Source organism: Pseudomonas sp. CBC3, from assembly GCF_037967085.1.
GTDB lineage: Bacteria > Pseudomonadota > Gammaproteobacteria > Pseudomonadales > Pseudomonadaceae > Stutzerimonas.
Genome location: NZ_JBANEO010000002.1, coordinates 553988 through 565966, shown reverse-complemented (window position 1 = coordinate 565966; position 11979 = coordinate 553988). Strand labels below are relative to the sequence as shown.

Genomic DNA, 11979 nt, shown 5'->3' with positions numbered 1-11979 from the left:
TTCAAGCAGACGAACGGAGCCGCTCAAGAACGGCCTTGGCAGAGCCCCTTATTCGATCCAGGTTGGATAAAAACCGAGTCGCGCTTGCAGCTGAGCATCCTGCACCTGCAAGACGTCGGCAGGTAGCGGCTGAGCGCCTTCACTGCCGACGGCATCGCCCTGAAAGAAGTAGCGCTGCCCATCATCCAGCAGGAGAAACAGTCCTAGCGCGCCATGTCCGGGCAGTTTCACCACTATCAGCCGCCCGTCGCCAAACAGGTCGAGGCTGTCCTCGAATCCATAAAAAGAACGCCGTTCGAAGCGCAGCGGCCGCCAATCGACCCCATGGGCGTACTGCGCTGGGATCACTGCGGGCGGCGTTGCGGTACTGGCGTAATGGATGCTGTCCGGATTGGCCAGCACCGGCAAATCGGCGAAGTCAGCCAGCCCTGACGCGTACTCCCAACGGGCGCAACCCAGCACAACCCGATCCACTGTAATGCCGTCACGATCCAGCTGATCACGCACAGGCTGCACGGCCCCGTAGCGCTTTTCACGCCAGGGAACCGCGCTGTTCAGCTGCGCATCGATCTGCCGGCCAAGGCCCGTGCCGAATAACAGCCGACTGCCCTGATGTTCGATCAGAACGGCTATGTGGTTGACCACTGGCGGCGCTACCCAGCCACCGTCACGCCAGGCGAATTCACCGCTGGACGTAGTCTGCGCAGTGCGAACCAAGCTGAAGCGCAGTTCGGCCGCGTTCACGGTCCCGGCCAACAGCATAAATGACAGGCCGATAATCCTCAGGCTGCGCATGGCTCACACTCCTGCCTTGGGAAGAAATGGCGAGAACTGGGGTAAAGCGAACGCCAACGGCAAACGCGAGCGGCGTAGCATCCAGCGTCCCGGAGTCAGTGCAAGCATTCGCTCGGCGCCGGGCGGCGGTGTGACGCCCAACGCCGCATATTGCTCAGGCCAGACCACCTCGGCATGCGCCTGCAGGTGAAGCAGATCGCCGCTGCTGAAATCGATCATCAGCAGTCCGCAACGCGGCTCGCGAAGCAAATTGCCGAGCGTGTTGAACAGCCGATTGCCACTGTAATCCGGCATCCAGAGACGACCGTCCCCACCGATTTCAATGAAGCCGGCCGGTCCGCCACGATGCGAGATATCCACCCCACCGCCCTGTGGGTCCGAGCTCTGGCTGGCGATGAACAGCGTGTCCGCCTTCGTCACCAGCGTCAGCCATTGCTGGTCCAGGCTATCGCCTTCGAGCATTAAACCCGGGAGGCGCGGGGTCGCCTGCCAGTTGCGCGCCTGGATGTACTTCGGGCAATTGCCGAACGATTGGGCGACCGCAACGCTGAAGCCGCGCTCATCGCTTTCTACGATTCGTCCGTTCATCCGGTTGCGTCTGCGCGTCGGCCATTCGAGTCCGAGCAAACCGACCGCAGCGCGCGGATGCAGTAACGGCGCGATCGGATCGTCAACCTGCGGTCTGGCCTCGATAGACAACAAGGCCGCGTGCGGTGACCAGGCAAACCCCGGCGCGCCGCAGAGTACCGATGCGTGAGGCTGCCCTTCGCTGTCCACTGCCGCCACCAGCAAAGCCGGCAGTTGGGCGAAAAATTCACGATGCTGCTCAGACATGAACGGGCGGATCATGCGATTGCCTATCTGCTCAGCTTTTTCGCGAACACCAGCGCGGGTCTGCACCCATTGCTCGCCGACGTGAAAGGAACTGCTCATCGCGGTATCTCCTACTCCAGGCCGGGCATGCCGATGTAGCCCGGCAGCTCACGGATGCGCGAGCACCAGGCGCGTATTGCCGGATACGGAGCAAGATCGATACCGCCTTCGCCAGCCAGCGCCGCATAGGGATACACCGCGAGATCGGCGATGGTGGGCGCCGCGGTTTCGGCCAGCCAGGCATGTTCGGTGAGCTGCTGCTCGACCAGCTGTAATGCGGCAAGCGCTCGGCTGGTGGTCAAGGGTTCGTCGATTGGACGGCGGAACAAGCGCCCTACCCGAGCCGTGGCCGGGCCATGATGCATCTCGTTGGCCGCGAAACTCAGCCAGCCGACAATGCGCGCCTGGGTCAGCGCATCCTGCGGATACCAGACTTCTTCGGCGTAGCGCCGTGCCAGATAAGCGAGGATGGCTTGGGAGTCGATCACACGGATATCGCCGTCCTCCAGAACCGGCACCTGTCCACGCGGATTGAAGGCGAGAAACTCCGGCTGCTTGTGCTCGCCTTGCAGCAGGTCCACCGGCACCAGATCAGCCGTCTGGCCGATCAGGCTGAGAAACAGTCGCGCTTTGTAGCAATTACCGGACAGGGTCAGATCGTACAGTTTCATCGTATCGCTCCTTCGCGTGGTTGGGTGAGGCACGACTGGATAATAGACAGACCTGTCTGTACACTTCAAGCACAGATTTTCACGAGGATGACGATTGGAGGGAAAAGAATCGCTCCCGCATAATGGCCGGCCGAGGAGATCAATATGGCAACGAACAAGCGCGACCTATTGCTCAGCACCGCCGAGCGGCTGTTCTACACAGAGGGCTACCACGCCACGGGCATTGACCGGATTCTCAGCGAGTCTGGCGTGGCGAAGATGACGCTGTACAAGCACTTTAAATCGAAGGAAGAGTTGATTCTCGCGGTGCTCGACGCCCGTCAGCTGCCAATGCTCGAGCGCCTGCGCGAAGCGCGCGACGCGCTGCCGCCACGCAAGGCGCTGCTCGGCGTTTTCGATGGGTTGAACAATATGATTCACAGCCCGAGCGCGTTCTGTGGCTGCTTGTTCATCAACGCCGCGGCTGAATATCAGGACCGCGACCATCCGATTCATCAGCGCTCGGCGACGTATAAGGCTCAGTTTCAGACGCATGTGCGCGAGCTGCTCGAAGCGCTCGACGCACCGCAGCCAGAACAGCTCGCGCGACAACTGCAGTTTCTGATCGAGGGTGCGCTGAGCATGGCGCACATCGAGGGGCCGGCTGATCAGGCGCTGCTGGCCAAGGCGGCGGCCGATCAGTTGCTCCAGGCTGCCGGCGTCTGAATAAACGCCGGCGATGCGCCCTTATGCCGGACGCTCTTCCTTCACGCGGAACCAGGCCGCGTAAAGCGCCGGCAGGAACATCAGCGTCAGTGCGGTCGCAACGATCAAGCCACCCATGATCGCCACGGCCATCGGCCCGAAGAACACGCTGCGCGACAGCGGAATCATCGCCAGCACCGATGCCAGCGCGGTCAGCACGATGGGCCGGAAGCGGCGCACCGTGGCATCGATGATGGCGTTGAAGCGATCCTGCCCGGCGCCAATATCCTGCTCGATCTGGTCCACCAGAATCACCGAGTTGCGCATGATCATCCCCGACAGCGCGATGGTGCCGAGCATCGCGACGAAGCCGAACGGCTTGCCGAACAACAGCAGGAACAGCGCAACGCCGATCAGCCCCAACGGCGCGGTGAGAAACACCATGGCCGAGCGCGAGAAGCTCTTGAGCTGGATCATCAGCAGGCTGATCACGACGATGATAAACAGCGGCATACCGGCATTCACCGACGCTTGCCCACGGCTGGAATCTTCTACGGTGCCACCAACTTCCAGCAGATAGCCGCTGGGGAGCGCATCGCGAATTTCGCTCAGCGTCGGTTCGATCTGCTGCACCAACGAAGCCGGCTGCTGTTCGCCATAGATATCGGCACGCACCGTCACCGTCGGCAGGCGATTGCGATGCCAGATCACGCCTTCCTCGAAGCCATATTCCAGCGTGGCGACCTGTGACAAAGGCACGCTGAGGCCGCTGGCGGTAGGAATCGCCAGGCTGGGCAGCATCGACAACATCTCGCGCTCACGTTCGGTGCCGCGCAGCAGAATCTCGATCAGCTCGTTGTCCTCGCGAAACTGGCCGGCGGTGGTACCGGTGAAGGTGCGCTTGAGGAAACTCGATAGCTCGACCGTGCTCACCCCAAGGGCGCGGGCGCGATCCTGGTCGACATTCAGCCAAACCACCTTGCTCGGCTCTTGCCAATCCAGGTGGACGTTGGCCACGTGGGGGTTCTCACGCACCTTGGCTGCGACCTGACGCGCCAACTTGCGCACCGCATCAATGTGCTCGCCGGTCACTCGGAACTGCACCGGATACCCCACGGGCGGGCCATTTTCCAGCCGGCTGACGCGCCCACGCAGGGTCGGGAAATCTTCGCGCAGGCGATCGATCAACCAGCTGCGCAGGGCTTCGCGTTCCTCAATGCTTTCGGCCAGCACCACGATCTGGGCGAAGCTCGTAGCGGGCAGCTGCTGATCGAGCGGTAGATAGAAACGCGGTGACCCGTTGCCGACATAGGCCACGTAGTTATCGATACCTGCACGATCCTTGAGCATTTCTTCGAGGCGGTGCACCTCGGCTTCAGTGGCCTTGAGCGAAGCGCCTTCGGCCAGCTTGAGATCGACCATAAGCTCCAGACGCCCAGACGCCGGAAAGAACTGCTGCGGGACGATGCGGAACAGGCCGATCGCACCGACAAAGAGCAACAGCGTCAGCACGATCACCGTTTTGCGCCGACGCACGCAGAACTGGATGAGGCGCCTGACCCGCTGGTAGAACGGCGTCGAATAGGGATCGTGCCCTTCGTCGCTACCGCCGTGTTTCTGCGCGTGACGCTTGGCCAGATCCGGCAGCAGTTTCGCACCCAATAGAGGGACGAATACCACCGCGGCGATCCACGAGGCAACCAGTGCGATAGTCACCACTTGAAAGATTGAACGGGTGTATTCACCGGTACTCGACTGCGCCGTGGCAATCGGCAAGAAACCCGCCGCGGTGATCAGGGTGCCGGTCAGCATCGGAAAAGCCGTGCTGGTCCAGGCGTAGCTCGCCGCCTTGAGCCGGTCGAAGCCCTGCTCCATTTTGATTGCCATCATCTCTACCGCAATGATCGCGTCGTCCACCATCAGCCCGAGCGCCAACACCAGCGCGCCGAGCGATATCTTGTGCAGACCGATGTCGAGGTAATTCATGGTCGCGAAGGTCATCGCCAAGACCAGCGGGATCGATAGCGCCACCACCAGACCGGTGCGCACGCCGAGCGAGAAGAAGCTCACCAGCAGCACGATCACCAGCGCCTCGATGAGTACCTGAACGAACTCGCCGACACCAGTCTTCACCGCCGCCGGTTGGTCGGACACCTTGCGCAGCTCCATGCCGGCCGGCAATTCCTGCTGCAATCGCGCGAATTCGCCCTGCAGTGCCTCGCCCAGCATGAGGATGTCGCCACCGTCCTTCATCGACACCGCCAGACCGATCGCCGGCTCGCCCATGAAGCGCATACGGGGCGCCGGCGGATCGTTGAAGCCACGATAGACGTCAGCGACATCGCCGATACGGAAGGTGCTGCCAGCCACGCGGATGGGGAAGTCGCGAATTTCCTTGACCGTCTCGAAGCTGCCAGTCACGCGTAGTTGGACGCGGTCGCTCGGGGTCTCGACGAAGCCCGCCGACAACACCGTATTCTGCGCTTCGAGCGCCTGTTGCACGGCTTCCAGCGGTACTCCCAGGTTGGCCAGCTTGACGTTGGAAAGCTCGATCCAGATCTTTTCGTCCTGCAGGCCGATCAGCTCGACCTTGCCGACATTCGTCACGCGCTGCAGCTGCAGCTGGATGCGGTCGGCATAATCCTTGAGCACCGCATAGTCGAAGCCCTTGCCGGTCAGCGCATAGATGTTGCCGAAGGTGGTGCCGAACTCGTCATTGAAGAAAGGGCCCTGCACGCCGGCCGGGAAGGTATGGCGGATATCGCCGATCTTCTTGCGAATCTGGTACCAGAGTTCGGGAATCTCCCCGGAGCCCATCGAATCGCGCGCCATGAAGGTCACGTTGGATTCGCCCGGTCGCGAGAAGGAAACGATTCGTTCGTAATCGCCCGTCTCCATCAGCTTCTTCTCGATGCGCTCGGTGACCTGACGGGAGACTTCCTCGGCCGTGGCGCCGGGCCATTGAGTCTGGATCACCATCGCCTTGAAGGTGAAAGGCGGATCTTCACTCTGGCCGAGTTTGCTGTAGGAAAGTACCCCGACGACGGCCACCAACAACATCAGATAGATCACGATCTGCCGGTTACCCAGCGCCCAGGCGGAGAGATTGAAGCGCATCGCGATTACTCCTGCGCCGCCAGCACGACCGGTCGGTTGTCGCGGTCCACTGCCCTTACCTCCTGGTCTTCGTGCAGCATCTGAACGCCGGCCAGCACGACCCAGTCGTCAGCTTGCAAGCCATCCAATATGGGTACCAGAGTTTCGCCGAAGGCACCGGTGCGCACAGCGACTCGCTCCAAGGTGGCGCCCTCCGTCACTCGCCAGACATAGGCCTTGCCCTGCTCGGCCGTGACAGCCGAAAGCGGCACGGCCAGCGGCACCTCGCCGTTGTTGCGGATCGACACCAGGGCGCTCTGACCCAGATCGGCCGGCACCTCGGCATCGGCGAACGCGACGCGCGCCGAGTAGGTACGCGATTGCTGATCGGCCGCCGGCGATAACTCGCGAATGTGTCCGGGGTACTGCTTGCCGGGATGCGACCAGATTTCCACCGAGACCTTCTGCCCCACCGCATAACGATCCAGCGCCTGCTCCGGCAAATGGATCGCCACCTCACGCTCGCCATCAGCGGCCAACACGAACGCGGTCTGCCCTGCCGCGACCACCTGGCCGACCTCGACCCGACGTTGCGCGATCACTCCATCGCGGGTCGCCCGCAGAACGGCGTAGTCGACCTGGTTGCGCGCCACGTCGAACTCAGCGCGCGCCTGCTGCAGACGCGCCTGGGCCGAGCGAAAGGCGTTTTCGGAAGAATCGAACTGCGAGCGGCTGACCAATTGGCGATCCATGAGCGTCTTGTAGCGCTCGTGCTCGGCGCGCGCGACGCGAAGGTTGGCCTCGGCGGCGGCTACCTGGGCGCGCAGACCTTCCAACTGCAACTGCACGTCGCGCGGATCGAGCTTGGCCAACGGCTGATCCTTGCGCACCCGTTCACCGGCTTCGACCAGACGCTCGGTCACCTTTCCGCCGATTCGGAACGACAGTTCAGGCTCGTAACGCGCATGCACCTCGCCCGGATAGCTTTCAACCGCCTCGCTGGCCGGTTGCGGTTGAACCACCATGACCGGCCTTGCCGAGAGCTGCTCGGGCTCGCCATTGCCGCAACCGGATAACAAGGCGAGACCAATGACACCAAGGAAAGGCAAGGCATGTCGGAACACGTTTGGTTCTCTCTCTGTCGCAAGGCGGGTTCTAATACTTGTACTGCGCGGTATAGTAAAAATAGCGAACTCACCAGTCCAGTATTAAAAACCATATGACAGAAAACCAATCCGTACCCTCTGGCCCGGGCCGCCCGAAGGATCCAGCCAAGCGCGAAGCGATTCTCGCCGCCGCTCAGGTGTTGTTTCTGAGCAACGGCTATGAAGGCAGCAGCATGGACGCCATCGCCGCCGAGGCGGGCGTCTCGAAGCTCACGCTGTATAGCCACTTCAAGGATAAGGAGGCGCTATTTGGCGAGGCGATAAAGACCACCTGCGAGACGCGCTTGCCGCGCACGCTGTTCTTACTCGAAGACGGTTGTTCGATCCGGCAGGTGCTGCTGGATCTGGGCCGCGCATTCCATGCGCTGGTCAACAGCCCGGAATCCATCGGACTGCACCGTGTCATGGTCGCCTTGGCCACGCAGAATTCCGCGCTGTCACGCATGTTTTTCGATGCGGGACCGCAGCGCTTGCTGGTAGATCTGGAGCATCTGCTGATTCAGGCCAACCAGCGCGGACTGCTGCAGGCAAGCGAGCCCATGCGCGCCGCCGAACACTTCTGCTCGTTGATAAAAGGCGTTGCGCACTTCCGCTTGCTGATCGGCTACACGGATGCGCCCGATTCGGAAGAGGCCGACGAACATGTGCAGGACTGCGTCGCGCTGTTCATCCGCGCCTATGGCTGCGCGCAGTCTGCGGAGGGCTGAGCCGGCACGAACATCCCAGCTCGAACAATCACAACGCAGCGGGAGCAGCCGTAGGATCTACAGCGCGGAAAGCGTTCGAAATTCGTCCTGCGCCAGCTGATCGGTCATACCACTGACGAAATCCTGCAGCATTCGGCAGCGGTAATAGAATTCCCACAACGGCTGGTCAGGCGATTCCATGGGGTGGGCTTTCATGGCCTCGTGGTAGGCCTTTATCAGTTGGCTTGGCAATCGCCGCGCCAGCATCTGCAGATGTGGTTCGCTGCGGCAGCCACTCTCGGTCAAGGCCTGGAAGGTTTCCGGGGAGACACGCAGCATTGGTGCATAGGCGTCGAGCAAGCCCTGCAGAATCCGATAGCCCTGCAATTGCAGGGTTTCCACTTCCCGATGGCAGAACACGCGGTCCATCGCAACGTCCTTGAAGGTCTGCACGATGGCGTTGGCCAGACTGGAATCTTCCAGCAGCGCTCGATCCAGCGTGCCGTGGTAGACGGATTCGATGTTGTCAACGAACTGCTGAGCCGCGTGCTGCACCAGCGGATGGACCATGTTCACCCGCAACCAGATGAAGAACTCGCCAACCTTGTTGATCGGTTCCCTCCGCGCCCTCGACTCGGCATAGGCGACCATGCTGCGGAAGCTGCGCCCAGCTGGCGCGATCGGCTCGTCCGGCGACCCGTGCTCGGCGAACTTGACCACCAGCAGATTTGCCAGCTGTTCGATGGTGAAGATGCCCTTCTCCACCGAGTCCTCGATATCGGCCAGGCAATAGGCGATGTCGTCCGCTGCTTCCATGATGTAGGCGACGGGATGGCGCGTGCCGGATTGCAGACCCAGCGCGGTGCGCAAATCATCCACGAACGGCTCTTCGGATAGATAGAAACCCGGCTTCTTGTGCAGATAGGCGCCAGGCGTGCCCTTGTCAGGCTTGGGCGCGTAGGCAGCCCGCACGTACTTGAGCAGGCCGGCCGTCTGGGTATAGGTCAGATTGAGCCGCAACAGGCTCACCACCAAACGAATCGCCTGAGCGTTGCCTTCGAACTGTTTGAGATCGAGCAGCATGCGTGCGCGCAGCTCGATACCGCCCTGCTCCATCGGTACGGCCGAGTCGAAAAGCGTCTCGAGATGGCGTGCAAACCACTCACTGATGGCGAACTCGCCGAAGTGTCCAAAGGGCGGATTACCGATGTCGTGCATCAGGCAGGCCATTTCCACCAAGCTTTCCAGTGCCCCTTCCAGATCATCGAGGCCATACAGGCTGGCCTTGTTGCCAAGCTGCTTATATAGCGTACGGACGATAAAACGACCGGTCTGCTGGACCTCCAACGAATGCGTCAGCCGGCTACGCACCGCCGCATTGCGCTCCAGCGGGAACACCTGCGTTTTCTGCTGTAGGCGGCGCACCGCCGCCGAATTTATGATTCGGCCGCGGTCGCTTTCCAGCTGATCGATGACCGCCTGCAGATTGCCTTCCGAGGCGCGCATCCCCGGCTCCAACTGGCCGTAGGGCCGTTGACGGGTGATCTTGTCCTTGAAGTTCAGGGGCACTGGCATGGATCGCACTCGATAAATAAGAAAGCCGAGCCTAGCGCGGCATGACGGCTTTACCAAGACCGCTGCCCCGCCGAGCCCTGCTCGACTAGAATCGCCCGCTCAGCCAGGAGCGAAGCATCATGAGCAGAGCGGATTTTCATCGCCAACATGCCGAGCGGGCGACCGCCGAAGCACGGCGGCTGCTCGACAAGCGACCCGAACTGGGAGCTCGCTGGCTGCCCTGGGTCGCCTCGGAACTCTACCAACTCACCCCACCAGAATACGCGGCGATGGTTCGCCGTGAACTGGCTCGCCTGAACGAAGGCTGAAGCACAGCCAGCCCGGCACCAACACTTCAACCAGACCTCAATCGCCTCGCCTCAACGGCAGGCGATGCGTTGTGAGCAGAAAAAACCCCTGCAGTCATCAGACAACATATTCAAGTAAAGGCTGATTCTGCCGATGTCATATCACGACTAACTTCAGTGGCATCCGGCCTTGAGGAAATAACAATGAAAAATCTGAAGGTCAGCTACAAGCTGGCTCTGGGTTTCGCAGCCGTACTGCTGTTGACCGTCTGCGTCGCCGTTATTGGCGTGTTCAGCATGGACGCGCTGATCTCCCGCAGCGACAAGGCACAGACGGCTGAAAGCCTGCTCAACGAAGCCAACGAAATTCGCTACGCGCAGGTGCGCTTCGAGCGGCGCAGCGATCCCAGCCACGTCGCTCGCGTCAAGGATTCGGTGGCGAATATCGTTCAGATCATCGAACAAGAAAGGGCCAGCTTCTCCGAGCCACAAGACCTCGAATATCTGGAAACCATCGCCAATGAAGCCCACCGTTACCAGGATGCGTTCGAAAGACTGGTAGCCCTCCACGCGCAGAAAACGCAAACGCGCGCCAACTGGGTCGAAACTGGAAACAACACTGACAAACTGATCGGCGACCTGGAGCGACGCTGGAACGGCGTCCAGGGCAACCCGGTACTGCATCCAGCCAGCGATACCGCCAACATCGCCCTGCTCACCAGCGAACTGTCCAAGCAGAACCGGCTGCTGCGCTACACGGTGCGTGGCTACCTGATGGAAGAGTCCGAGGCCGCCCTGCAGGCGCTCAATCAGCAGTTCGATAGCCTCAACGCGGCCATCACATCCCTGGAAAGCGAGCTGATCGGGCCTCAGGCCGAACGCCTGAAGATACTCAAGGCCAGCGCGAACGAATACGTCGAGCTGGTCAAGAAGTTACCGCCCATCGTCGCTCTGCAACAACAGGCGCACCAGGACATGGAGGCGATCTTCGCCAGGCTCTATGAACAGGCTCAGGGCATCATCGCCAGCCAGACCAGCAAACGCGCCGAGGAAGCCCAGACCAAGAAGGTGCAAGTCATTGGCATCACGTTGCTGGCTATTGCCCTAGGTGTGCTGATCAGCGCCTTGATCGTTCGGCAGATTACCCAGCCGCTGAATCAGGCGGTGCGAATGGCCGAGCGTATCGGCGCCGGCGACATGACCGGACAGGATGTGGATAAACGCCACGACGAGTTCGGTCAGCTGCTCGATGGGCTGGGCAAAACCCGCAGCAACCTGCAATCGCTCATCGGCCATATTGGCGGTATTACCACGCAGCTGGCGGCCGCCTCGGAAGAACTGTCGGCGGTCACCGCCCAGGCCAGCGCAGGCGTGAACAGCCAACGTCAGGAAACCGATCAGGTCGCCACCGCCATGCATGAAATGACCGCCACGGTACAGGAAGTGGCGCGCAACGCCGAAGAAGCATCCGGCGCTGCCAAGCGCGCGGACCAACAGGCAACCAAGGGCAACGCCGTGGTGCAACGGGCGCTGGCACAAGTCGATCGATTATCCGCGGAAGTTACGCTTTCCGCCGAAGCCATGACCCAGCTGAACCAGGAAACCGATGGCATCAGCACCGTGCTGACGGTGATCAACGGCATCGCCGAACAAACCAATCTGCTGGCACTCAACGCGGCAATCGAGGCGGCACGTGCAGGCGAGGCGGGTCGTGGTTTCGCCGTGGTCGCCGACGAAGTCCGCGGCCTGGCACAGCGCACCCAGCAATCCACCGCGCAGATCGAGGAGCTGATCAGCAACCTGCAAAAAGGCGCGCGTACCGCCTCGGGGATGATGGACAGCAGTAGCAGTCTCGCCAAGGACACGGTCAGCCTGGCGCGTGATGTCGGTGAGGAACTGCAGGCGATCACCGAGACAGTGTCGATCATTCAGGCGATGAATCAGCAGATCGCCACCGCTGCGGAGCAGCAAAGTTCAGTGGCCGAGGAGATCAATCGCAGTGTGCTCAACGTGCGCGATGTGGCCGACCAATCCGCCGAAGCGGCGCAGGAAACGGCCGCGTCCACGGCGCAACTGGCTCAACTGGGCAGCGAGTTGCAGACGCTGATTGGCCGCTTCAAGGTCTAATGTGATCTGCAGAACCGGA

Annotated in this window: 10 protein-coding genes and 1 pseudogene; 5 read left to right on the top strand and 6 right to left on the bottom strand. The window is 61.4% G+C overall.

Features of this window, described 5'->3' with window-relative positions; genetic code table 11:
- Positions 1-48: 48 nt before the first annotated feature.
- From V6943_RS09785 to V6943_RS09775, 3 genes are read right to left on the bottom strand one after another with little or no spacing between them, the layout of a single operon-like run.
- Positions 49-795 carry a Zn-dependent hydrolase gene (locus V6943_RS09785; RefSeq protein ID WP_340553348.1) on the bottom strand — a complete coding sequence of 249 codons (747 nt, stop codon included), beginning with the start codon at positions 793-795 and terminating at the stop codon, positions 49-51.
- 3 nt (positions 796-798) lie between these two features.
- The gene (locus V6943_RS09780) at positions 799-1728 is read right to left on the bottom strand and encodes a pyridoxamine 5'-phosphate oxidase family protein (protein ID WP_340553347.1); all 930 of its coding nucleotides are present in this window, start codon (positions 1726-1728) and stop codon (positions 799-801) included.
- A gap of 11 nt (positions 1729-1739) precedes the next feature.
- Entirely contained in the window at positions 1740-2339 is a 600-nt protein-coding gene (locus V6943_RS09775; RefSeq protein WP_340553346.1) for a glutathione S-transferase family protein, read from the bottom strand.
- A gap of 144 nt (positions 2340-2483) precedes the next feature.
- Between V6943_RS09775 and V6943_RS09770 the strand changes: the two genes are divergently transcribed.
- Positions 2484-3044 carry a TetR/AcrR family transcriptional regulator gene (locus V6943_RS09770; RefSeq protein WP_340553345.1) on the top strand — a complete coding sequence of 187 codons (561 nt, stop codon included), beginning with the start codon at positions 2484-2486 and terminating at the stop codon, positions 3042-3044.
- A gap of 21 nt (positions 3045-3065) precedes the next feature.
- On the opposite strand, the gene V6943_RS09765 is transcribed toward V6943_RS09770, so the two are convergent.
- Together V6943_RS09765 and V6943_RS09760 are read right to left on the bottom strand one after the other, a co-directional pair.
- Positions 3066-6140, bottom strand: coding sequence for an efflux RND transporter permease subunit (locus V6943_RS09765; RefSeq protein WP_340553344.1), 3075 nt, complete (start codon positions 6138-6140; stop codon positions 3066-3068).
- A 5-nt stretch (positions 6141-6145) separates the two neighbouring features.
- On the bottom strand, positions 6146-7243 hold the full coding sequence (locus tag V6943_RS09760; RefSeq protein ID WP_340553343.1) for an efflux RND transporter periplasmic adaptor subunit: 1098 nt from the start codon (positions 7241-7243) through the stop codon (positions 6146-6148).
- Positions 7244-7338: 95 nt separating this feature from the next.
- Between V6943_RS09760 and V6943_RS09755 the strand changes: the two genes are divergently transcribed.
- On the top strand, positions 7339-7992 hold the full coding sequence (locus tag V6943_RS09755) for a TetR/AcrR family transcriptional regulator (RefSeq protein ID WP_340553342.1): 654 nt from the start codon (positions 7339-7341) through the stop codon (positions 7990-7992).
- Between the two features lie 57 nt (positions 7993-8049).
- On the opposite strand, the gene dgt is transcribed toward V6943_RS09755, so the two are convergent.
- Complete coding sequence (gene dgt, locus V6943_RS09750) at positions 8050-9546, bottom strand: dGTPase (protein WP_340553341.1); 1497 nt, start codon at positions 9544-9546, stop codon at positions 8050-8052.
- A gap of 119 nt (positions 9547-9665) precedes the next feature.
- Here dgt and V6943_RS09745 point away from each other — a divergent pair, with 119 nt between their 5' ends.
- From V6943_RS09745 to V6943_RS20415, 3 genes and pseudogenes are all read left to right on the top strand, one after another.
- On the top strand, positions 9666-9854 hold the full coding sequence (locus V6943_RS09745) for a hypothetical protein (protein WP_131648283.1): 189 nt from the start codon (positions 9666-9668) through the stop codon (positions 9852-9854).
- A gap of 183 nt (positions 9855-10037) precedes the next feature.
- A pseudogene (locus V6943_RS20420) lies at positions 10038-11102 on the top strand (methyl-accepting chemotaxis protein); the annotation flags it as partial.
- Between the two features lie 144 nt (positions 11103-11246).
- Positions 11247-11960 carry a methyl-accepting chemotaxis protein gene (locus V6943_RS20415; RefSeq protein WP_445324133.1) on the top strand — a complete coding sequence of 238 codons (714 nt, stop codon included), beginning with the start codon at positions 11247-11249 and terminating at the stop codon, positions 11958-11960.
- The last annotated feature ends 19 nt before the right edge of the window (positions 11961-11979 follow it).